The 21,498-nt window shown below is 55.1% G+C and carries 20 protein-coding genes; 13 read left to right on the forward strand and 7 right to left on the reverse strand.

Annotated features, from left to right (window positions below):
* Positions 1-30: 30 nt before the first annotated feature.
* The 7 genes from ACYVHB_RS00900 (at position 31) to ACYVHB_RS00930 (ending at position 7,946) form a co-directional block, all read left to right on the forward strand.
* A complete protein-coding gene (locus ACYVHB_RS00900) occupies positions 31-1,590 on the forward strand; it encodes a M48 family metallopeptidase (protein ID WP_461048725.1) in 1,560 nt (519 codons plus the stop codon).
* Positions 1,587-2,852 carry a caspase family protein gene (locus ACYVHB_RS00905; RefSeq protein ID WP_461048727.1) on the forward strand — a complete coding sequence of 422 codons (1,266 nt, stop codon included), beginning with the start codon at positions 1,587-1,589 and terminating at the stop codon, positions 2,850-2,852. The genes ACYVHB_RS00900 and ACYVHB_RS00905 overlap by 4 nt, the downstream gene beginning before the upstream one ends.
* Before the next feature lie 34 nt (positions 2,853-2,886).
* Complete coding sequence (locus ACYVHB_RS00910) at positions 2,887-3,780, forward strand: hypothetical protein (protein ID WP_461048728.1); 894 nt, start codon at positions 2,887-2,889, stop codon at positions 3,778-3,780.
* On the forward strand, positions 3,777-5,348 hold the full coding sequence (locus ACYVHB_RS00915) for a hypothetical protein (protein ID WP_461048729.1): 1,572 nt from the start codon (positions 3,777-3,779) through the stop codon (positions 5,346-5,348). The genes ACYVHB_RS00910 and ACYVHB_RS00915 overlap by 4 nt, the downstream gene beginning before the upstream one ends.
* 103 nt (positions 5,349-5,451) lie before the next feature.
* A complete protein-coding gene (locus ACYVHB_RS00920) occupies positions 5,452-6,042 on the forward strand; it encodes a retropepsin-like aspartic protease family protein (protein WP_461048731.1) in 591 nt (196 codons plus the stop codon).
* Positions 6,043-6,125: 83 nt separating this feature from the next.
* Positions 6,126-7,565, forward strand: coding sequence for a WG repeat-containing protein (locus ACYVHB_RS00925; protein WP_461048733.1), 1,440 nt, complete (start codon positions 6,126-6,128; stop codon positions 7,563-7,565).
* A gap of 72 nt (positions 7,566-7,637) precedes the next feature.
* The gene (locus tag ACYVHB_RS00930) at positions 7,638-7,946 is read left to right on the forward strand and encodes a hypothetical protein (RefSeq protein ID WP_461048734.1); all 309 of its coding nucleotides are present in this window, start codon (positions 7,638-7,640) and stop codon (positions 7,944-7,946) included.
* Positions 7,947-8,256: 310 nt separating this feature from the next.
* Here the strand turns inward: ACYVHB_RS00930 and ACYVHB_RS00935 are convergent, their stop codons facing one another.
* The 4 genes from ACYVHB_RS00935 to ACYVHB_RS00950 all read right to left on the reverse strand — a co-directional run bounded on the left by ACYVHB_RS00935 (position 8,257) and on the right by ACYVHB_RS00950 (position 11,747).
* The gene (locus ACYVHB_RS00935) at positions 8,257-9,189 is read right to left on the reverse strand and encodes a hypothetical protein (protein WP_461048736.1); all 933 of its coding nucleotides are present in this window, start codon (positions 9,187-9,189) and stop codon (positions 8,257-8,259) included.
* A 123-nt stretch (positions 9,190-9,312) separates the two neighbouring features.
* Complete coding sequence (locus tag ACYVHB_RS00940; protein WP_461048738.1) at positions 9,313-10,275, reverse strand: hypothetical protein; 963 nt, start codon at positions 10,273-10,275, stop codon at positions 9,313-9,315.
* A 105-nt stretch (positions 10,276-10,380) separates the two neighbouring features.
* The gene (locus ACYVHB_RS00945) at positions 10,381-11,367 is read right to left on the reverse strand and encodes a hypothetical protein (protein ID WP_461048740.1); all 987 of its coding nucleotides are present in this window, start codon (positions 11,365-11,367) and stop codon (positions 10,381-10,383) included.
* A 44-nt stretch (positions 11,368-11,411) separates the two neighbouring features.
* The gene (locus ACYVHB_RS00950) at positions 11,412-11,747 is read right to left on the reverse strand and encodes a PKD domain-containing protein (protein ID WP_461048742.1); all 336 of its coding nucleotides are present in this window, start codon (positions 11,745-11,747) and stop codon (positions 11,412-11,414) included.
* A gap of 194 nt (positions 11,748-11,941) precedes the next feature.
* Between ACYVHB_RS00950 and ACYVHB_RS00955 the strand changes: the two genes are divergently transcribed.
* Both ACYVHB_RS00955 and ACYVHB_RS00960 read left to right on the forward strand, forming a co-directional pair.
* Entirely contained in the window at positions 11,942-15,703 is a 3,762-nt protein-coding gene (locus ACYVHB_RS00955) for a PAS domain S-box protein (RefSeq protein WP_461048744.1), read from the forward strand.
* Between the two features lie 220 nt (positions 15,704-15,923).
* Positions 15,924-16,646, forward strand: coding sequence for a YciE/YciF ferroxidase family protein (locus tag ACYVHB_RS00960; RefSeq protein WP_461048745.1), 723 nt, complete (start codon positions 15,924-15,926; stop codon positions 16,644-16,646).
* Positions 16,647-16,740: 94 nt separating this feature from the next.
* On the opposite strand, the gene ACYVHB_RS00965 is transcribed toward ACYVHB_RS00960, so the two are convergent.
* The 3 genes from ACYVHB_RS00965 to ACYVHB_RS00975 all read right to left on the reverse strand — a co-directional run bounded on the left by ACYVHB_RS00965 (position 16,741) and on the right by ACYVHB_RS00975 (position 18,412).
* Complete coding sequence (locus tag ACYVHB_RS00965) at positions 16,741-17,055, reverse strand: hypothetical protein (RefSeq protein ID WP_461048747.1); 315 nt, start codon at positions 17,053-17,055, stop codon at positions 16,741-16,743.
* A gap of 33 nt (positions 17,056-17,088) precedes the next feature.
* Positions 17,089-17,529: a hypothetical protein gene (locus ACYVHB_RS00970; RefSeq protein ID WP_461048749.1), complete on the reverse strand. Its 441-nt coding sequence runs from the start codon at positions 17,527-17,529 to the stop codon at positions 17,089-17,091.
* A gap of 133 nt (positions 17,530-17,662) precedes the next feature.
* Positions 17,663-18,412, reverse strand: coding sequence for an SDR family oxidoreductase (locus tag ACYVHB_RS00975; protein WP_461048750.1), 750 nt, complete (start codon positions 18,410-18,412; stop codon positions 17,663-17,665).
* Between the two features lie 124 nt (positions 18,413-18,536).
* Between ACYVHB_RS00975 and ACYVHB_RS00980 the strand changes: the two genes are divergently transcribed.
* From ACYVHB_RS00980 to ACYVHB_RS00995, 4 genes are all read left to right on the forward strand, one after another.
* Positions 18,537-19,439 (forward strand): histone deacetylase family protein, encoded by a 903-nt coding sequence (locus tag ACYVHB_RS00980; protein ID WP_461048752.1) that lies wholly within the window; start codon positions 18,537-18,539, stop codon positions 19,437-19,439.
* A gap of 56 nt (positions 19,440-19,495) precedes the next feature.
* Positions 19,496-20,059: a Crp/Fnr family transcriptional regulator gene (locus ACYVHB_RS00985; protein WP_461048755.1), complete on the forward strand. Its 564-nt coding sequence runs from the start codon at positions 19,496-19,498 to the stop codon at positions 20,057-20,059.
* Between the two features lie 167 nt (positions 20,060-20,226).
* Entirely contained in the window at positions 20,227-20,691 is a 465-nt protein-coding gene (locus ACYVHB_RS00990) for a hypothetical protein (RefSeq protein WP_461048757.1), read from the forward strand.
* 22 nt (positions 20,692-20,713) lie between these two features.
* On the forward strand, positions 20,714-21,430 hold the full coding sequence (locus ACYVHB_RS00995) for a DUF4386 domain-containing protein (RefSeq protein WP_461048758.1): 717 nt from the start codon (positions 20,714-20,716) through the stop codon (positions 21,428-21,430).
* The last annotated feature ends 68 nt before the right edge of the window (positions 21,431-21,498 follow it).

The raw sequence follows: 21,498 nt of genomic DNA on the forward strand, positions 1-21,498 counted from the left end.
ATCTAACCTACAACTCATAGAACGCACACCATGAAAACAAACCTTTACGCACGAATTATTCTGGTCGGGCTAATTAGTACATGTTCGGTCGCCCGCGCTCAGACGACCGAAGTAGCTCTCGATAAGAAATTTACTGAGGCTACCGTGCTCACCTTTAAGCCACCCTACGAAACGATGAGCGTTTTCATTGCGGATGACTTGGACACGCGCTACTCGACGTTGACGATGACACCAAAAACACTGTTTCTGAAACGGGCGCTCGGGGGACGGAAACTCGAGAAACTAAAACCCGAAGACAAACTGAATGCGGCTGATATCCGGCCCGGTATGCAGATCAGTCTGCGCTCCGATCATTACCAGATCAGTCTTAAAAATGAGGCCAAAGAAGTAGTGCTGTCCGATAATTACTACGGCAATACCAGTTTGAAGGGGTTATTTGAATTTTTTGATGGTGAAAAAGCGTCGGTCGACGGGCAGTTGGTAATCATTAAGCCGGGGACTGTGCTGAAAGGCACCAACGAATGGCGCGACAAAACCTTCGGTTCCTTCAACGAACTTCAACTGGGTTGCGAACTGAACTTACAGGGCAAACGCGAGACTGACGGCGTTGTTTACGTGACGCGCGGCACAGCCCGGCCCATCGAGTCCAGCGTTGAAGACCGGCTGCTGCGCCGGGGGGTGGACCTGACCCTGAAATTAGACAAAGACCAGTTGAGCATAGGCACTCAGTTTACCCGTAAATTCATCACTAACAACGTCCTTCAGGATTACGTCAACACGGTGGGCGAGAAGGTAGTACCGGCCTATCTGCGGTCACTACCGCTGAATCACCCTGACCACATCGACTTTCGATACTACCTTATTGATGATGAACGCGTTAATGCGTCGGCCTACCCCAACGGTACCGTGATTGTGCATACGGGAATGCTCAAGAAACTTGATAACGAAGCGCAGTTAGCGGCTATTCTGGGGCACGAAATTGCCCACGTTACGCAGAAACACCACGCCAAAACGTACCGCAACCGGCAAAACTGGAAGGCGGTCAGCGATATACTGACCGTGGCGAGTTTGGTCAGCACGGGGTATGTGGCTCCGGCCGTCGCCGTCGTGCTGATGTCGGAGATGTACGTTAGCAAGTACAGCCGAACGCAGGAAACCCAGGCCGACCGCATTGGCCTGCGTTACATGTTCGACGCGGGCTACGACGCGCGGGAAGCGGCTAACATCTGGAAAAAGCTGGCTCAGGACGATATGGGCGGGCAGATGGACAGTAAGGCGGCCGCCATGCTGTTTCAGTCGATGGGCGACGACACCAGCGAAATTCCCACCAAAGAAGTGACACCCGAAAGCCGCGAATCGCTCTACGAATCGCACCCCCGCTCGCGCGACCGGTTCAATCACGTCAATTTTCTGCTGTCGACTACCTACGCAGCAATGGACTATTCGAAAGCGACACTGAACACCGACGGACACAAAAAGATGATCAAACTACTAACGCCCAACCCGGTAAAACCCACCAAGCCCGGATCGAAAAAGCCCGTTAAATCCGTCAAAAGTCGTACCACGGCATCTAAAACCACTAAACCATGAGCCGTACCGTTATCGCGTTGCTGTCGGTACTGGTTCTGCTGGCGGGCGGCCCGGTGGCCCGGTGTCAGACGTTGCACTTTATCGCTTTTGCTGACACCGACGACATCGACATTGGTTCCAACAACATGAAAACGTACGCTGCTCTCACCGGTGGCAATGGACTGGCCAGCACCATCGCCGAACAGGCTAAACTGAAGCTGCGGTCGGTGGGGTTCTACGGTACCCGCTGCCGCATGGCCGAATTAGATAACGCGCTGAACGAGCTGACCGTTGGGCCGGACGACGTCGTGTTTTTTTACTTCGTCGGGCACGGGTTCAACAACCGCCAGAATGAATACCCGTCCCTGATTTTTGGCAAGGCCACCGCCGACCCCGCCACCATTGACGCGTCGGCCCGGAACCTGCGCGAACTCTACGCCCGCATTCGGGCCAAAAAGCCGCGCCTGACTATCGTCGTTGGCGACGCCTGCAACAAAGAACGTACTGACCCGCCCGCTAAAGTCAGTAGTGCACGGACCATCGATGTGATGCCGCCCCAAAACCTGAACCCCGACCGGTTCCGGGACCTGTTCCGAAACTGGCAGGGGGGCATACTGATGAGCAGTTCGCGCCGGAATCAGTTCTCTCACACCGACGCGAAGGGCGGCTGGATGAGTGTGTCGTTTCAGAACGCCCTTAACAACTGGTGCGCCACCAGCCGCAAAGGGGCTATAAACTGGAAACCCCTGCTCGACGACGTGGTGCTGCGGACGGAAACCATTGCCCGGCAGAACAGTCAGGAGCAGAACCCGCAGTATGAACAGGACCTCAAACCGTACGCGGGCGGAACCGCAGACACTGGCGATGACAAACGGCCGGTAACGAAGCTCTGCCCACCCATGAATCAGTTCGTGAATGAAATTGCGCTGGCCGGGATTCGGGACGACATGCCGCTGCTGTCCGATATGTATAATTCGATTACGACGGACAATGCGCAGCAATACGCCGAAGTTTTCAGTGAGTTTTATGCCAATCAGAAACCATTTTATGAACGATTGGAGCAACTGTTGTTCAACCGGATCAATGATTTGTCTCCGGCCTGTCAGCAGCAGTTTACGCGCGAAACGGACTGGCTCAAACCAAGTATGCTGGAGATCAACCGGCGCTATGACGTGATCCAAAAATACGCTGGTAAACCCACGCAGCTCGTTCACCAGGCCCGCAGCGACCTGCCTTCCATCATCAACCGGCTCAAAGAGATTCTGGACAGACTCGAAAAGTAAATTACCCATCGTTCTCACCCCATCACTTTCCACTATGACTCCCCGGCAACTCTTGCTGCTTCGTGTCCCCGGTCGACTGGTTGGCCTGTTGCTGCTGGTGCCCCTGACCCTGTGCGCCCAGCAACCTAAATACCGGGTTGCCCTGTGTCCGGGTCCGGTGGACGCTTATAAAAAGTTAGTCAAACAGGTCCGGGAATTACCCGTCCCAACCGGTGAAGAATACGCTCAGAAGACCAAAGCTCAGTACGAAGCCAACGAAAAGACGCTGAAGGAACACCTGAACGAATGGGACAAAACCGTTCGAAAACTCGGGTTACAGCGGTATCAGGTCGAGATTCGCTACCCGAACAGGCAGGTTCGGTTCTGGCAGTCAGACAACGACAACAAACCGGGTCTGTTCAACGCAACGGTGAGTGCGGCAGCGGGCCGGGGCACCGGGCTTAACTTAGTCGCCAAACCCGGCGACAATCAGCGGTGCTTTTTTCAGGATACGACCATCGTCCTCGATACACTGCGCATTCGGCTGGGCGATTTTAGCCCTGACACGCGCTTCGTGCTGAGCGTTGGCCAGAAAACCTACCCACTACCACTGAGCGCAAACCGCACCGAACTATTAGTGTACGCGGGTCTGCTACCGGCCAGTTCGGCGGGCCGGTACCTGCCCGCTACGGTTAAAATAGAGGAAGAATCTTACCCGGTTACGTTCTATTTCCTGTCGCCGGACGACCGCGCCCAACTCGTGCGGTCGCTCCGGGCCTCAATGGACGAGGAACCGGCCACCTGCCGCGACCTGCCCGACCGATTGATGGCCTACCTGACCCGCAACTGGGGGGGCAAGCAGTGCGTTAGTCTGGGGCTTTATTTATCAGCGCAGCGGCAGGTGATCCGCAACCTGCTCCGCACCGAGCGCATTGCCTGTGCGCCATGAATAGTCCCTTCATTGACCGCTACATCGACCCCCAGTATCAGCATGAGTGGCTGGTTCAGGGGTTGATCTTCGTGGCGTCCTACGTGGTAATCTACGGGGCGGTCTGGTCGTTTACCCGTTTGAAATTGTCCCCGCCGTGGTTTAAGTGGTCGGTTTCAATCGTCAATGCCTTTTTTCTAACACTTTTCACCGTTAACTGTTCGGGTGAATTTCCACTGCTGATGAACGCCCAAACGGCTTTCTTCAGCGATCTGTACCGCTTTCAGAGCCTGCTCCATCAGAATCAGTCAATCAATAAATTTCTGGGCGACAACCGCCTGCTGCTGGTCGACGCGTCGCATGATCTGGCGTTGGTAGCCGACCCTTCGCTCAACACCGTATGGGGTACGAATCAGTTGATTACCGACCGGCAGAAGCTCACCCGGCTCCTGGACCTGGTCGCGGCCGACTCAGTCGATTCGCTGGTCGACATGGTTGTTTGCGACCTGACTTTCGGCGAACCTTTCGACACAGACGTAGACCGGGCGCTCCAGAACGCACTCAACCGGATCGACGGGGATAATAGTCCCAAAACAAACAGTAAATTGCTGATCGCAAAAAGTCAACTGGGTCAGAGCAAGTCTATTTACGGTCAGTCGGCCATCGTCACCGACTCGCTGGCGGGCGGGTCGGTCGATGTCACTAAGTACTACGAAGGCACGTTTTTTACGCACCAACTTTTCGACACGGTGGCCGGTGGTTACCGGTTCAGTTTGCCCTATGAGTTATACAGCCGACTTGAACAGGTAACGGTCGATGCCCCGCGTCTCAAATCCTCGTTTAGCCAGAAGATTCGGGAGAAACGGGCGGGCGGTGCCTGGGTTCGGGTGCCTGATAAATTCGTGCCGGAGTTCTGGATCACCAACGCGGACGTGAGCCGCGAAGCGGAACCCATCGAAACCAACTGGTGGGACGCGTTTTTGCGGGTTTCCACAGCCGACTCGAATGACACTCTGCAAGCGGCTACCGGACGGCTGCGGCCTGATTTTTATTACTTAGGACAGCTTGCCGAAAAGACCGATACCACCGAACAGGAAGGCTTTCTGAATCAGCTACGCATGAATCACAGGCAGGGAAAGCGGTCGATTATTTTCATTGGTTTGTTCGAGGATGCGGAACGCGATACGCACCAAACCCTGGTCGGACCGATGCATGGGTCGGTTCTGTTGTTGAACGTATTTATAAACCTGCTGGCCGGGAGCCACCGGATTAGCTGTTATTACCTGCTGTACCTCCTCGTTGGTTTCCTGATTGTTAGTTTCGTGCTGATAACACCGGACGCCCATAGACCCCCTCGGGAAGACGATGAGAACAGAAAAGAATTGCCGTCGCTGGCTAAGATGATGATCGAAGAATATACTAATTTCATTCAGGGCATAGTGAATAACCGTGCTTACTTCCTGGCGCTCATCCTGTTGCTCGGGGCAATTGCTTTCTTCAATCACCTGATTAATATCGTGGTGATTGGTATTTATTTAGCGTTGCTGAAGCGGATGATTAAAAGACTGTATTACAACGAAACGGAGTAACCACTAACCCTGAAAGCGACTCCTGTTCCAGACTGAACAACAATATGCACCGGTCCGTATCCGTTTTATCAATCTTGGTTCCTGAGAACTGAATGCGCCCCGAATGACCAATCGTCTGACTTTTTTGCTCCTCGCCTTACTGACCTTACACTATCTTTCCGGCTGTTCGGGCTGCTCCCGGTCGGGCAGTCACCAGCCGCGCCGGGCCAAACGAAATACGGCGGACCGTCAAACGCAAACCCCCGTCCGGGACTCGTTCGATGCGCCCCGACCCGCGACAAAGCCGACGCTCAAGCAAATTGGTGATGGCCCAACGGAAGTGGCTATGAAACGCGAAAACGGTGTTTACAAAGTCCCCGTCACGGTCAATGGTGTACCAATGCGGTTCATTCTGGACACGGGGGCGAGCCTGATCTCGATGTCGGAAGCCGAAGCTGAATCCATGTACAAACAAGGTGCCATTACTACCGCCGACATCATCGGCCGGTCGCGGTTTCAGGATGCCACCGGGGCCATCTCGCCCGGCGCGGTCGTCCGGCTGAGATCGGTACAAATCGGCGACCGGGTACTTGAAAACGTAAGCGCAAACATCGTCAGCGGCTCAAAAGCGCCCCTGCTGCTGGGACAGTCGGCTCTGTCGCAGTTTGGTAAAATTTCGGTGGATTACCGGCGTAACGTGGTGACGTTTGATTAAATTTTGTGTTTACGTGTTTGTGTGTATCAGTGTAGGCCGCATCCTCACCCAAACAACTAAATAGTCAAACACGCCCCAATTTCATGACCGAAACCGAACTGACCGACCGACTCCGCGAAGCCATCGTGCTCGATGGCCCCGATGTTTGGCGGAGCAATGGCTACCTTCAGGACGCTCAGGCGGCTGGGTTGTCACTGGAAGTTGCCCTGAAACGGGCTACCGAAGTCAGTCAGGAGGTCAGCAACAACAGCATTCTCTTTCAGAATATCCAAACGCGCATTGCCCGGCTGGCGCAGCCTTCACGCAGCCACCTCGTTGAACAGGACCTGAGCCAGATTGTCAACGCAGCCCGGTCGCTGAAGCTGTCGCCCGATTTTGTGCGCAATCGGTGGGTGCCCGCCGAACTGGCCCGGCTGAAAGCGAGTTTGGCCCCATCTGAAGCTCAACAGCCGCCCGCTGTGGTTGTTCCGCCCGCGCCCGTAGTGCCGGTCGACGAACCTCGCAGTTTCGAGAGCCTGCTTGAAACTGACGTTCAGCCACTTCGCCCCGCGTCGGTGGAGCCGTTGGCCCCAGTGGCTACGCCCAAACCCGCTCCTGAGCTGCCTAAGCCACCGGTTTTTGTTCCGACGCCTGCGTCAACTCCTTTGCCCGCCTTTGTCGAATCAACGCCGTTAACGGGTCCTCCACCCGTTGTCAGGTCGTTTACGGCTACGCCCGCCCGCGTTCGCAAGGGAGATACGGTGACGCTCGATTGGGAGGTCGAAAATTTGCTGGCGGTGACGATTGATGACCTCGGCGAAGGCCTATCACCCAAAAACCGGGGCTGGATCAAACCATCGAAAACCGCTGATTACACGTTGTTCGATGCCAACGATAACCCGCTCAGCACGGTCCGGGTGGAAGTGATTCAGCCCGATCGCAGCGGTTTATACGGCGTTTTGTTCGCGCTGGTACTGCTGGGGCTGATCTACTGGTTCATCAAAAATAACAATGCAACGCCCCCTCCCCGCCAGAAGCCCGAACGCCAGACGGAACGGACAACCCGCCGAACGTCGTCGATCAGCCGGAGCGAAAAGCGACGGGAGCCGGACGAAGACGTAGCTATTGATCCGTCGCCCAGTGACCCCGTAAAGACAATTGACGCGCCAGTCTCTGCCAAAACAACTGAGATAGAAAAAACCGTTGAGAAATCGTCGGTTCAGCAGGTCCAGCAACCTGAACCAGTCGTGCAGGCCCCGGCCGAACCAGTAGTAACACCCACAACGCCCGCCGATGCCCGCATTGGTAAATACGAAGAAGCCTTTGGCGATAAACCTTACGACAAAGTCGAGTTGGGAGCCGACGAGCGCGGCTGGCGACGTGCCCGCAGCAATGGGCGGTGGGGTTATATCAATGAGGCTGACCAGTGGGTAATTCGGCCGGAGTACGAGGCCGTGACTCCGTTTCGGGGCAACACCGCGGCCGTATTTCTGAACGGTCAGCTTATGAACATTAACCGGGAGGGGGAGCAGATTAGGAAATAAGTCGTAAACCGTAGTGCATAAACCAGAGTTGATACGTGAATAGAATTACTCTGCTCAACAAACGCCCTGTTTATGATACGCCCGGTTTTAATTTTTTCCCTGCTCAGTCTGTGTGCCTCTGTTTGCTTTGGTCAAACCGATACAACGCAACGCCCTCAGCCGTCGTCCCGCCCGGCGGTGCAAATACCGGGTATTGATACGCCCTTGTCCGGTCCGGGAACGCTGCTTCAGTCATCGCCGAATCCCAACGCGGTGGCGGTTCCTCAGAAAAGAGGCAGGAAAGGGCGGCTCAGGACAAGTCCGCCGAGCGACCCGCGTGCCTTCGGCGTAGCCATACCGCTGGAGGGGGCAAAAACCAAAAAAGATACGCTGAATCGGTAGGAAGGGAAATGTTGTTCGGCCACCGCAGCAACCAGCCTGTTAAATAAATTCCGGCCTGTGTTCGCACAGGCCGGAGGTGTTAATACTCTTTTTTTGCCTTCTTTTCCCGCTTTTCCTCTTTCTTCTCCTTGGGGGTTTTCGACGGCTCTTTCTTCGTACTTTTCTTGGAGTCCTGACTCTTTGCCATGATCGTTTGGTTTAGCGATTAGTTTTTGTTTTAAACTGAAACGTGGGCAACTGCTGTAGCAAAAATAGTCTCTTGCCAGTTAACTCACTACTGATTCGATAGGTGTCGTTAATTCCCGTCACGTTATTCCGCATCATCGGGGACCTCCACGAGTCCGCTGCCTGATTTGTTGTAAAAAGCAAAGAGCGCAATCAGCAACACGCCGAACAGTACGGCCGTCAGCGCGAAATAGATTGTAAAGGGCCGCTCGGCGGTGAGGGCAACGCGCACTAAAATGGTCGAAATTACGAATCCGGCGTTGCGGAAAATAAGATCGTAGGTGCCCGAATAGATAAACGACAGGATAAGCAGGAACACGTCCACGAAGATCATGACGGTGAAAAAATCGTTGTAAAACACGCCGTTCGGGTTTGGAAAATCCCCCCCCGTGACCCCCGCCCGGTACAGTTCCTCCAGCCAGCCCGTTAAACTTACCACCGAAAGCACCAGCAGCAAACCGCTCAGAATCACGGCAGCAGCCTTTTTGATCTGGATAATGCGCGTACGTTTCGAGGATGGGTCGGGCCGCAATTTTTTTGTCCCCGCAAAAATCCGGTAATACACCGTAGTCAGGAAAAACAACAGCAGCGCACCAGTAAGGTCCAGGCTGATTTCGCCGAGGAAGCCAAACGTGTAGATCTCCGGCTGGTCGAGGTCGTAGTCGGCGATGTCGTGGAAGAAACTACGAATTGTAATGAGAGTGATAATTTCGTACTGCTTGCCGATGAAAATGGCAATGCTCCGGGGCAGGATAATGACCAACGTCAGCACTTCATAAAAGAGGATGATGCTGAACGGTGTATAAATGGCTTTCAGGTAGTTGGTTTGCAGCCGGAGCAGCATATCGGCCCCGAATGCATCGTGGCGGGCCAGAAAAATCAGCAGCAGGTGCAGGGCGAATCCGATCAGGGCAAAGGTGATGATGGTCCGCTCGATTTGGCTAACGTTGCGCTCGGTCGACAGCACGTCGTACCATCGACTGAGCCGACCGAGTACGCCGGATGATTCTTTTTTCACAAAAACAGTACGGTTTGGAACGGTGGGCCTGGATAAACTTGCGTACCGAAGGCAGCGCAGTTCTCAAAGTTAACCTTTTTCTCCTTTCCGACGGGCCGCCTGAAAAGTCTGATACTGTGTTGATTACGGCCCCAGCGTCACGGTTAGTTTTTGAAACGAAGTCCAGTAACCCGTCGTCGTCAGGCCAATACCGTTGCCGGGAAGCATCCTGAACGGATACGGGCTGCTGCGCACTTCCTGTTCGTTGATGAAAAAATGCAAAACGTCGCCGGTGCGCCGGATCGTGAGCCGGTCGCGATTTTTTTCGAGCAAAACCCCTGGCCTGAAATAATCCCCCGGCATATAGTCGCTGAAGGTCATGCCATTGGACACCCGGATGATGGAAACCTCGCCCCGGCTGTTCAGCGAAAAGGCACAGTAGTTGAGCGAATCGGCCACGCCGAACAGGAGCCCCCCCGTTGGAACCCGGCCGGAGTCGGCCACCACGTCGACTTTGATGGTGAACGTTTCGGCAATGTTAAGGTTAATTTCGGTCGGGAGCGGTACGTAGCTGAACGCGATTTGGTTTGTGTTCACGTTTCGCTTGCGGATGTTGTACTTGCCCACGCCGATCTGATAGTAATAATCGCCTTTGTTGCCCGCTTTCCAGCCGTTGCGGTTGGTGACAAAATCGCCCGTAAACGCGGGCCGGTAGCCCACCCCGGTCGGAGTAGGCGGGACGTACCGGGGCAACGCCGTCGGCGCTGGTCTGGCAGTTGGTTGCGCAACGGGTTCTGAACTGAGACTCGGCTGCGCCGTTGCCGGAGGGCCAGCCGATGACGGTGCCGCACCGACGGCTGGACTCGTTCGGCCGCCTGCTTCACGCGGAACGGGTGGTGGCGAAACCGGGCGTGCGGTGCGTTCGGACGTGGATGCTGACGAAACAGACCCCGCCGAAAGCCGGGGCGTTGACTTCAACGTCACTCTCTGCCAATCGCTGGAAGCCGAATAAATGACTGGTTTCGTCCGTCCGGTACGCTGGGTCGGCTGCGCCATACTGCTGAAGAACAGGCCGGTAAAGAATACAATCAGGGAGTACAAACGCATAGGTTCAGTTGTTGAGTGTTTTCGTTTCTACGTGCGTAAAGGAGCCGTTATCAAAGTATATAAAATACGTACGCCCACACACATATGCACACGGAGGTAAGACGATCAGAACGAGTAGCGAACCATGGCCGTTGGCTGCCCGGCCTGCAGGCCCGGCCGGAGCGTGACGGATTGCAGCGGGCGGTTTGCGGCAACGGTTCGACTGTTGCGCAGGCCTTTGAAAAAGGTCAGAATAACGTCGGCAGCGGCAATAACGATGGCTCCCCGCGTAGCTAAGTAATAACGGTGATGAAGGTCGTTGGCGGTTTGATAATAAGGTTCACCCGTTTCGACGTTTTTCTGCTCCTGATAAACGACATACGCATCGCGCGATTTCTGACGCTCCTGCAGGCCGTACACCAGTAGTCCGTAGCAACTCACGGCCAGCAAGGGACGCAAACCAATTCTGGGTCTGGGCGTTTGCACGAATATATTACCAAAACCCGGTGCCACCGCCGACAGTAACGCCCAGGCAGGCCCGGCATACCGCCTTTTCTGGGTAACAACCGTATCGGGCTGGACCACGTCTGCCCGCGTGGAGGGTTCACTGATAGGAGGCTGAACGGCCGGGGCCGCTACGTCGGTTGGGGTAGGGCGGGGCGTAGCGGTCGGCTCATCCCGTTTGGGCCTTTCGACAACATCTGGCGTTGCGCGGTCTGGACTGGGATTCGGCTGCGCCATGGCTACAGATTCGGCGGGGCGGGGCGGGTCAGGAGCCGCTGGCAGGCCAGTTTTTACCAGCACCGTTGCCCGGATTTCTTCGTTGAGCGAGTAGCCATTCGCCAGTGCGTTCCAGACAATTCGCCGGTCCGAACCCGCCACGATCCGCTTGCCCACGTCACCCCGCACAAACTCGGGTCCAATGCGCAGCGCCCCGCGCAGGCGGCTTCTTACCTCCAGGTAGATCGAGTCGCCGGGACGGGCGTTGATGAGGTCGTACTGGATTTCAAGCGCTGAGGAGTCGGCAACGTGTAATCTGACATTACGAACACGCTCCTGCGCCTGGCCGGGCCGGGTTAATAGTAAGCTCAAAATGAGAAGCAGCAGGCGCATATCGGGTTGGTAAGCAGTGGTACGAATACGGAGTGGAAATCAGCTTAATTGCTGACGGTAATTTGCTTAGCTACCATGACCCTGTCGTCGCAGGAGTTGACGAGTATCATGGTAACGGTGTACGTACCCGCCCGCTCGTAATTATACGTCACCCGTGCGCCCACGCGATTTCTGCCCTTCCCGTCGCCGGGGTCCCAGCCCACGGTCCCGATGTCGCCCTGTGGCTTGTCTAAGAAGAAGGTAACGTCTAACCGGTCAATGGTAACGCCAACGTCGGCGCTGGGTACAACGCAGGCAGGGAAATTCTTCTTCGTCAGGTCGAACGGTTCGCAGGCCGTCAGGACCAGCAGCAACAGGCAACAAACGGCACGTCGGTGCATACGCATCAGGGAATAGCTAACAAAACACAAAGTACGCATACGGCAAATGACAATCTGTTCAAGTGACTGCCCCGGTCGTTTAATTTTAGTCCGCCATACCGTACCCGATGGCGGAAATCAGCATTTTTCGTAAATTTAACTGTTTTCAACGGAGTTCAACCGTTGACTCTGTCATTGCCTTATCCGCTGTCCGTATGCGCTGGTCCGCCAAAACGAAAGATGAATTAGTCGCCGAAATTGAACGGCTGCACAACGAACGCGACGAGGTGGCCGTGGCCGACCCACAGCCCGCTTTCGACGTCCGACAGACCGTCGATCAACTCAACCTCATTGGTGTCACCATCGACCGCGACGGTACGCTTAGCTACGTAAATCCCTACACGTATCGAGTAACGGCCTGGCATCCGGGCGATATTGTTGGTAAGAATTTCTTCGATATTTTCATTCCGGCGGCTGACCGCGCCCGGCTCGAACTCGAATTTGACGAAGCCTTAGTGAAGGGCGGTTTTCCCGAACAGAAAGAAATAAACCTGCTGGCGCGGAGCGGGGCGGTCCGGAACGTTCAGCTCAACTCGTTCATTGTCAACGGATCGGGCCGGGATGTGGCCTCATTCACGATTATTGGTGAAGACATAACCAACAAACGGCGCGTGGCCTCGGCCCTGTCCAACACCAATGCGCAGTTGCAGGATTTAGTCGACAACACCTCCGACCTGATTCAGCTCCTGAACCTCGACGGCAAGTTTATGTTCGTGAACCGGGCCTGGCGCGAAGTGCTGGGCTACAGTTCGGAGGAGATTGCCTCGCTGAACCTGAGCGAGGTGCTCCACCCCGATTATGCCGGGAGCACCCTGTCGATGCTTAAACGCATTCAGGGGGGCGCTAACCTGCCGTATATCGAGACAGTGTTCCGGAGTAAAACCGGCAAGACGATTTTTTTGTCGGGCAGCATCAACTGCCGGTTCGACAACGGGCGACCGACGGCGTTTCGCTGCATTCTGCACGATACGACGGGTAAAGTGCGGGCCGAAAAATCGCAGAAGCTGTATTACAGCATTGCCAACTGGACCATCAACACGACGAACTTAGACGAGTTTTACCACAAGATTCACGACGAACTGGGCAACATCATCGACGCCCGCAACTTTTTCATCGCCCTCTACGACTCTGGCAAAACGTACCTGTCGTTCCCGTATTACGTTGACGAGTACTTCGGCGGCAACATGCGATTTACCAAGCGCAAACTCGGCAACGGCTTGACCGAATACACGATTCAGGCCAACAAACCCTTATTCCTGTATGAAAAAGACATTCGTCAACTTGCCGACCAGCACCAGATCGACCTCTACGGGCAGCTTCAGCCGCAGGTGATGCTGACGGCCCCGCTCCGCATTGGCGACGAGATTACGGGCATCATCGGCGTGAAATCCTACGACGACGCCCGCACCTACGGCCCCCGCGACCTTGAACTGCTGGAATTTATTTCGGGGCAGGTAGCGCTGGCCATCGCCCGCAAACAGGCCGAGGCTGCTTTAGACAAGCAAAACGCCCGCCTGAATGCCATGTTCGACAGCAGCACCTACCTGATCTGGTCGGTGAACAAAGCGCTGCAACTGACGTCGTTCAACAAAAATTACACGCGCCTGCTCGAACGGAACATTGGTCAGACGCCCGTGCTCAACGGCAGTGCGCCCAACTTAGGCTGGCGCATGATTGGGCCGGATGGCCGCAGGCTGCTGGAAGAAAAATACCGGCAGGCGTTCCGAGGTATTCCCCAAACGTTTGAACTGCGCGTTGATGGAGAGCGCATCACCGAAGCCGAAACCTGGCTCGACTTTCAGCTAAACCCAATTCTGCTGTCGGGTGGCGTAATTGACGAAGTGTCGGGCATTGCCCGCGACATTACCAACCGCAAACGCGCCGAAATAGCGACTCGCCAGAGCGAAGAGAAGTTCCGGGGTATCTTCGAGAATCTTCAGGATATCTACGCCCGCGTGGATCGTAAAGGCCGCATCACGATGATCAGCCCGTCGGTGTTTAAGCGCATGGGGTACACGCCCGAAGAAGTGCTGGGCCAGGACGTTATGCCTTATTTTGTAAACAAAATCCAGATTCACCGGGCCATGATTAAACTGGAGCGCAACCGCAGCCTGCGTAATTTTGAGGTGAGCATGCGCCGGAAGGATGGCACCGAGCGACAGTTTATGTTTAACATGCTGCTGCTCAACGAAGGGCGTAGCGCGGAATCCCCGGATGGTGACTCGGTGGTGGCGGTGCTGGCCCGCGACATTACCGAACTCAAGAAGCAATCGGTGGAGCTGGTGAAGGCCAAAGACGAAGCCGAACGGTCGCTGAAGGTGAAAGAGCGGTTTCTGGCCAACATGAGCCACGAAATCCGAACGCCCATGAACGGCGTTATCGGCATGATCGACCTGCTCAACGACACGCCCCTCGACGCCGAACAGCGCGACTACGTCAAAACCATCAAACGCTCGTCGGAAACGCTGCTTAATATCCTCAACGATATTCTGGACCTTTCCAAAATCGAAGCGGGAAAAATGGCTCTGCACGAGTCGCCGGTGGCGTTTGCCGAAATATTCGAGAAACTCATCGCGCTCTTCGGTCAGCAGGCCAACTCTAAAAATAATACCCTGACCTATCACCTTGGTCCCAACCTGCCAACGTTTGTCATTGCCGATCAGACGCGGCTGCTCCAGGTGCTGTCTAACCTGACCTCCAACGCCATCAAGTTCACCGAAAATGGGGCGGTGCGCGTGGAGGTAACACTACTGAGCAAACGGGGTAAGTTCAACCGGGTTCGGGTGGCGGTGAATGATTCGGGCATTGGAATCTCGCCCGACAATATTAACCTGCTGTTCAACTCGTTTAGTCAGGTCGACACCTCGTCGCGCAAGTCGTTTGGCGGTACGGGGCTGGGGTTGGCCATTTCCAAAGAATTAGCGACGCTGATGAAGGGCGACATCGGCGTGGAGTCCGTGGTGGGTCAGGGCAGCACGTTCTGGTTCACGGTCGAACTGAAAGAAACCGCCATCAGCCCAACGCAGCAAAGCACGGAAGTGGCCGAAATATCGCTCGCCAATTTCTTCAGTACCTACCACCCGGTTGTGCTGCTGGTCGATGACAATGCCGTGAACCGCAAAGTGGCCAGCGAGATTCTGCGCAAAGCGGGCTGTCTCGTCACCACGGCCGACAGCGGACCGGCGGCAATTGAACAAATTAGAAAAAAAAGGGAAGAGGGGAACGAAGGGGAAGCGAAGGAGGAAGGAGGAAAAGTCCCGGTGGGCGCGTCCCCTTCGTTCCCCTCCTCTTTCGACGTTATTTTCATGGACATTCAGATGCCCGACATGGACGGTGTGGAAACGACGGGGCATCTGCGCCGGGAGTTCGGTAAAGCCTTGCCGACCATTGTGGCTATGACGGCCTACTCGATGCGCGAAGACCGCGAACGTTTCATCAGTCAGGGACTGGACGATTACATTGCCAAGCCCATCCGTGCCCAAAGCCTGATTGCGAAGGTGAAGGAAATTGTGGACGCTAAACACGATAACCGTCAAACCGCAGCCCCTGAACGGGCGAAGCCCGCAGCCATTTTCGATCCCGCGCTTCCCATCATCGACCCCGAGATTGTCGGGCAACTGCGCGACATTGGTGGGCAGGAACTGGTAGACAGTATTATGGATGAATTCGTTACCGAAGCCACGGAGTTGGTCAACGGGGCCATTGATGCCCACGCCCTCGGCGACATCCCGACCGTGAAAAGCCACTTACATACGCTCAAAGGCAGTGCAGGCACGATTGGCATTGCCCGCGTGGCCGATATCGCCCGCACCGCTGAAGGTAAGCTCAAAGTAGCCGACACCAGCGGTTTGTACGATGCGTTACAGACGTTAAAAACGGCGTTCGGTGAATTTTTGATCGAATGGAGAAAAGAATAAACTGGCAGTTCGGATTGGCATATCATCATTTTGTTACCTCTTCTGTTACGCTCATTGGGCTGGCACTAATGGGTAGGGGAATTAGTCTACTAAAGTTGTAGAAGAAAATAAACACAATTAATTGTAGAAATAAGCTAACCATCACAGTATCAACAGGTGGCATGATTTTGGTGAAATGGGGAAGTGAGATTCAACAACTAACCATAAAACCGATACGATCATGGCAACTTTTGGAGAACGCATCTCGAATTTTTTTGGTGGTAACGATACCGAAACGCAGGAAGGGTTGCATGGCCTGTTCGTAACCGAACTCAAGAATACCTATTACGCCGAACGGAAGGGTATTGAAGGAATGGGTGAGAGCGCCGATGCCGCAACGACCGACGAAGTACGCAACGCATTTTTGCAGCACCAGCAGGAAAGTCGGCAGCACGTGGCCCGGCTGGAGCAGGTTTTTCAGAGCCTTGGCATTGACGCTGAAGAAGGGTCATGCGAAGCGGCTGACGGACTGGCCGACGATGCCCGTACAGTTGTCAGCAATACGGAATCAGGATCGCTGACGCGCGATGCCGGGCTAATTATTGCGGGACAGAAAGGAGAACACCACGAAATTGCTACTTACGGTTCGTTAGTGACGCTGGCGAAGGTAATGGGCCACACGCAGGCCGCTCAGTTGTTACAGCAAACGCTGGACGAAGAAAAAAACACCGACCGCAAACTGACGCAATTAGCCGAATCGTTCATCAACGACCGCGCCAGTGACGAGTCGGACAACATAAATTCGTCGGACCGCGATTCGTACGGTGACAGCACCGTAAATGCTGATGGCACCCGCTACGCAGGTCAAAGCAGTTCGAACCAGACCTACCAGTCGGGTCAGTCGTACAGCGGTTCACAAACGGGCAGCAACGACGCAACGCTGGGTGGCACAATGGGTATTTAAACCGGCCTCAGTAAGTGTATAATCAAGAAGGCGGCATCCTGACTCAGGATGCCGCCTTCTTGATTATACACTTACACACCCAAACACATAGAAACTAATTAATTTCCGGATCGGGTTCATTACCGTCGTTGTTGCCGAGGGTGTCGCCATTGCCGTAGCCATCGTTGGTATTGTCCGGCTCCATGTTAGGGCTACCCGACACGGCTCCGGTGCCATCGTTGCCCGTGGCGGCTTCCTCCTCGTCGGTTGGCGTGACAGGCAGCGTGTTAGCATCGCCAGATAAGTCGGTTGGGTTGTATTCCTCGTTCAGCATCGTATTCTGGTCGGGCGCGTGCATCAGGCCACCGGTATCGGGGCTGAACGTTTTCGACTGCTCATTGAGCATTGCATCCTGGTTTGGGCTTTCCATATACGTATTGAGTTTGTGTTATCAACTGAATTCTTATCCCCGTGTAAACACTTCCCAAAGCCGGTTATACAGTTTTCCGGCGTAGGTTTTCACATCGGAGTGGGACGCGTGGATGGTAAAGGCCAGAAACTGAGCGGAGGCCGAGGGTAGTGGTTCCACCCGGATGGTGCGGCCCGTTGTCCACCGTCCCGCCAGACGGCGCACTGATCCGGTCAGGCGTAACTCCGCATCAATCAAATCGACCTGGCACGTTTCGGGATACTGCGAGGTAGCCAGCGTTTGCGAAAACTGCTGTAGCCGACTGGCATCGAACCAGGTCAGCGTGGGGATGTGCAGGTGACTGGCATACTGATCGCTCTGGCACAGGAAGCGTACAGACAACACAGAGCGGCCCGTGACCCGGCGGGTTGACACTTGCAGGTCAAGGATTTCCAGCGGGGCTGTTTCGGATGCGGTGGAGAGTTCAATGTTCATAAGTCAAGAAGTAGGGTTGTGATGAAGCAGGGGCGTAAAGATAATATATAGTTAATAAAGTCAGTGAGTGAGTTGGTCAGTGGCTGACGCAAGCACATCCCTGCGTCAGCCACTGACCAACTCACTCACTGACTCAAACATAAATCATCTTCGCCGTCATTCCCCCATCTACGGTGAAGTTCTGACCGGTGATAAACCCGTTTTCGGGTGCAATCAGAAACAGAATCATGCGGGCAATGTCGTCGGCTTGTCCAACGCGCCCGACCGGGTGCTGGGCGTGGTCTTCGGGCCTGAGTTCGTCGGATTTGGCTTTGGCTTTTTTACGCAGTGCCGATACGTCGATCCAGCCGGGGCTAATGGCGTTGACGCGGACGTCGGGTCCTAAGCTAACGGCGAGCGAATGAGTCAGCGCCAGAACACCGCCCTTACTGGCCGAATAAGCAAACGTATCTGGCTCGGACTGTACCGCCCGCGTCGAACACATGTTGATGATGCTTCCTTTTTGGGCAGCAATGTACGGAGCTAAATGTTTGGCGCACAGAAACGTACCCGTCAGGTTGGTACCAATCACCCGGTTCCACTCGTCCAGCGTGAGTTTGTCGAGGGATTTCTCAATCATCAGCGCTGCGTTGTTAATGAGCGCGTCGATTTGACCAAAATGACTGACGGTTTGCTCAACCGCTTTGCGGACATTGACCTCGTGCGATACATCGCAGGAGACGAACAGAATCTGCGCCGACGACGCCTTGAAGGCTTCCCGAAGCTCGGCTAATGCGTCGGTGTCGGCTTCCCAAATAGCCACCCGGTAGCCGTGGGTCAATAAATACTGCGCGGTGACGCGGCCAATTCCCTGACCTCCGCCCGTGATAATGGCTGTTCTCATGTATATTGGATAAAGCGTTCCAACGGGCAAACTACACGGTTTGGTAACACAAGCCCTCACCAGCGGGTTAGGTAACCACGAATCTTTATCGAACGGGACGAACCGATAACGTCCGCACCGATCCATGCTCCAGATTGCTTTTTCGCCGGTTTATCGGCTCCGGCTGCCGGAGGGGCACCGGTTTCCCATGCTCAAGTACGAGTTGATTCAGGAACAACTGCTCTACGAAGGCACCTGCACCGAGGCTAACTTTTTTGGTCCCGCTCCCGTCGATGACCGTTACGTGCTGGGCGTCCATACGGCGGCCTACGTGCGGGATTTGAAGGCGCTGACCGTTGATGCCAAGATGGTGCGCCGGATTGGTTTTCCCTTGACGCCCGACCTGATCGACCGCGAATGGATCATCACGCAGGGCACCATCGACTGTACCCAAAAGGCCCGGCGCGACGGCGTCGCCATGAACGTGGCGGGCGGAACACACCACGCGTTTCCCGACCGGGGTGAGGGATTTTGTATGCTCAACGACGTGGGCGTGGCGGCTCATTACCTGCTCGAAACCGGCCAGTCGAAGCAGATTCTGGTTGTGGACCTCGACGTGCATCAGGGCAACGGAACAGCGGTGATGTTTGGGCACGAACCACGCGTGTTCACCTTCAGTATGCACGGGAAAGACAACTACCCGCTCCGGAAAGAACGGTCCGATCTGGATATTGAGTTGCCGACCGGCACCGGCGACGAACACTACTTAAACACGCTCTACGACACCCTGCCGGGCCTGATTGAGCGCGTTCGACCCGACTTTCTGTTCTTCGTATCGGGCGTCGACATCCTGTCGTCCGACCGGCTGGGCAAACTGAGCGTCAGTCGGGATGGCTGCAAACAGCGCGACACGTTTGTGTTCGAGCAGGCCATCCGGCACGGGTTGCCGATTGTGGTGTCGATGGGGGGCGGCTACTCACCCCGCCTGACCGACATTGTCGAAGCGCACTGCAACACGTTCCGGGTGGCTAACAGTTTGTTTTTCTGACGATGCGTTTTGGATGGATTAAGCACTTTACTTTACCAAAACAAGGCAAGAGGCTAATGGACGGACTACGCGTTTTTTTGCGTGAGAATGGTTTCGACGCTAATCAGCAGATGGCGGTTATGGAAGAGTTCCACCGCCGGGCATTGCACAAAGGCGATTTGTTTGCGCAGGAAGGACGAATCTGCGATCAGTTAGCGTTCGTTGAAGCAGGGTTATTTCAGTTTTTCTGCGACCGCAATGGCGATGAAATCACGACGTACACCGCCGGACCAGACGATTTTCTGGTTTCGCTGGGGAGTTTTCTGAAACAACGGTCCGCCCGCGAATCTATCCGCGCGCTAACCGACAGCGTTATTTGGTCTATCTCCCGAGTGGCTTTTACTCAGTTGCGGCAGGATTTACCCCTTTTTGAAACGTTTTACGTGGGCTTGCTCGAAGACCAGATCAACTGCATTGAAGAGAGCCGCTACAACCTGCTGACGCTGACGGCCGAACAACGGTATCAGAAGCTAATGGACGAAGAGCCGCACCTGTTGCAGGAAGTGCCGCTTCATTATTTAGCGTCAATTCTGGGCGTTACGCCCCGCCACCTGAGCCGTATTCGGGGCCAGATTCGGTAGTCAAGTATGTGGTAGTTGAGTTTTTAGTGAGTACGTGTTTGGGTTATGCACCGCAGCTCAACCGTCGATACAGGACGCTCTTGCACCCGGCGAATTAGACAAATGTCTACGAGACGGGCCTGACCCACTGGCCACCTTTGTACCGTCAATCACACAAAAATGACGGTATGAAGAAGTCCATTTTATTCGGTTTGCTTCTGGTAGCAGGCCCCACTTTCGCTCAGCGCTTTCCGCGTAACGAAATCAGCCTCAACGCGTTTCGTAATCCATCCATCGGGCTGGAATATCGCCAACGCCACGTTTCGGTTCACGCGGGCTATTACCCAACCATCGTCTCGCAGAACGCGGCTGGCACCAACGTCACCACCTCATTCGTGCGCTCGGGCCTGACCTATTGGTTTGGGGCCGTTGGTCGGCGCGAGAACCCATCTTCTTTTTACGCGTCGGCTTCCTACGTCCGGGGCTTAGACCGCGACTACGAAGGCGACAACGGCGCAATGGGGGAGGTTGGTTTCCGCTGGTTCGTCTGGAAGGGCCTGAATCTGCGCATTGGTGCGGCCGTGCTGGCGTCGCCCGGCAAAACGCTCAAATTGAATCCCACACCGGGCATCAGCTACTCCATTCATTGGTAATCCAGTTAACTAATCATAACAAATGAAACCTTCAATAATGCCGTCGAACCGGCTCATCGGCAATCTGCTTATCAGTGGCGTCGTAGGGGTAATGATCCCCTATACTGCGCTGACTATTGTGTTTGATTACCCCGATATTCTGCGCCAGGACCCCGGCCTTGTACTAACCCGTTTTCACGAGGGTGGCGGGTTGTTAATCGCGGTCTGGTGGCTGTTCGCCATAGGTGGGTTGCCCCTGCTGGTCGCCTACGTCCTGCTTGGTCAGACGCTCGAAAACCGGCTCTACGCTATCCGCTGGGCTACTACTCTGGGCGTCATCTCAGTGATTGTTCAGGTCGTGGGGCTGATGCGCTGGCCATTCGTGGTACCAACGCTGGCCCTGCAATACGTTACGGCCACCGACGCGGCTACCCGGCAGGCCACAACGGTTGTTTTCTCGGCCATTCATCAGTACGGGGGCGTTGCCCTGGGCGAACACATGGGACAGTTATTCACGATTATCTACACCATTCTGCTCTCATTAGCCTTCGCGCAACTGAAGCTGTTGCCGCGCTGGGTAGGCTATTTTGGTTACGTTGCCTCGGGGATATACCTGCTGGCGCAGGGTGAGTTGGTGGCGACGGTTGTTCCCGGATTTCCGAATTGGGGGTTGGCGGGCCTGTTGGGCAGCACACTCTGGCTGGTCTGGCTGCTGATTGTGGGCGTCCGATTTCGACGGCTACCGGACTCCGTTGACTGAAAGGGGAGTCTTCCGGGCAACTCTATGAAGAACAGCAACGTGGGCTTCTCGGTCCAACGTTGCTGTTT

The organism is Spirosoma arcticum (assembly GCF_054779955.1).

What these genes read in the sequence shown, in the direction of transcription:
- ACYVHB_RS00920 (WP_461048731.1), top strand. Translation starts at nt 5,452, where the DNA reads ATGACCAATCGTCTGACTTTTTTGCTCCTCGCCTTACTGACCTTACAC.
- ACYVHB_RS00960 (WP_461048745.1), top strand. Translation starts at nt 15,924, where the DNA reads ATGGCAACTTTTGGAGAACGCATCTCGAATTTTTTTGGTGGTAACGAT.
- ACYVHB_RS00905 (WP_461048727.1), top strand. Translation starts at nt 1,587, where the DNA reads ATGAGCCGTACCGTTATCGCGTTGCTGTCGGTACTGGTTCTGCTGGCG.
- ACYVHB_RS00975 (WP_461048750.1), bottom strand. Translation starts at nt 18,412, where the DNA reads ATGAGAACAGCCATTATCACGGGCGGAGGTCAGGGAATTGGCCGCGTC.
- ACYVHB_RS00955 (WP_461048744.1), top strand. Translation starts at nt 11,942, where the DNA reads ATGCGCTGGTCCGCCAAAACGAAAGATGAATTAGTCGCCGAAATTGAA.
- ACYVHB_RS00940 (WP_461048738.1), bottom strand. Translation starts at nt 10,275, where the DNA reads ATGCGTTTGTACTCCCTGATTGTATTCTTTACCGGCCTGTTCTTCAGC.
- ACYVHB_RS00990 (WP_461048757.1), top strand. Translation starts at nt 20,227, where the DNA reads ATGAAGAAGTCCATTTTATTCGGTTTGCTTCTGGTAGCAGGCCCCACT.
- ACYVHB_RS00910 (WP_461048728.1), top strand. Translation starts at nt 2,887, where the DNA reads ATGACTCCCCGGCAACTCTTGCTGCTTCGTGTCCCCGGTCGACTGGTT.
- ACYVHB_RS00995 (WP_461048758.1), top strand. Translation starts at nt 20,714, where the DNA reads ATGAAACCTTCAATAATGCCGTCGAACCGGCTCATCGGCAATCTGCTT.
- ACYVHB_RS00970 (WP_461048749.1), bottom strand. Translation starts at nt 17,529, where the DNA reads ATGAACATTGAACTCTCCACCGCATCCGAAACAGCCCCGCTGGAAATC.
- ACYVHB_RS00950 (WP_461048742.1), bottom strand. Translation starts at nt 11,747, where the DNA reads ATGCACCGACGTGCCGTTTGTTGCCTGTTGCTGCTGGTCCTGACGGCC.
- ACYVHB_RS00945 (WP_461048740.1), bottom strand. Translation starts at nt 11,367, where the DNA reads ATGCGCCTGCTGCTTCTCATTTTGAGCTTACTATTAACCCGGCCCGGC.
- ACYVHB_RS00915 (WP_461048729.1), top strand. Translation starts at nt 3,777, where the DNA reads ATGAATAGTCCCTTCATTGACCGCTACATCGACCCCCAGTATCAGCAT.
- ACYVHB_RS00930 (WP_461048734.1), top strand. Translation starts at nt 7,638, where the DNA reads ATGATACGCCCGGTTTTAATTTTTTCCCTGCTCAGTCTGTGTGCCTCT.
- ACYVHB_RS00980 (WP_461048752.1), top strand. Translation starts at nt 18,537, where the DNA reads ATGCTCCAGATTGCTTTTTCGCCGGTTTATCGGCTCCGGCTGCCGGAG.
- ACYVHB_RS00925 (WP_461048733.1), top strand. Translation starts at nt 6,126, where the DNA reads ATGACCGAAACCGAACTGACCGACCGACTCCGCGAAGCCATCGTGCTC.
- ACYVHB_RS00985 (WP_461048755.1), top strand. Translation starts at nt 19,496, where the DNA reads ATGGACGGACTACGCGTTTTTTTGCGTGAGAATGGTTTCGACGCTAAT.
- ACYVHB_RS00965 (WP_461048747.1), bottom strand. Translation starts at nt 17,055, where the DNA reads ATGGAAAGCCCAAACCAGGATGCAATGCTCAATGAGCAGTCGAAAACG.
- ACYVHB_RS00900 (WP_461048725.1), top strand. Translation starts at nt 31, where the DNA reads ATGAAAACAAACCTTTACGCACGAATTATTCTGGTCGGGCTAATTAGT.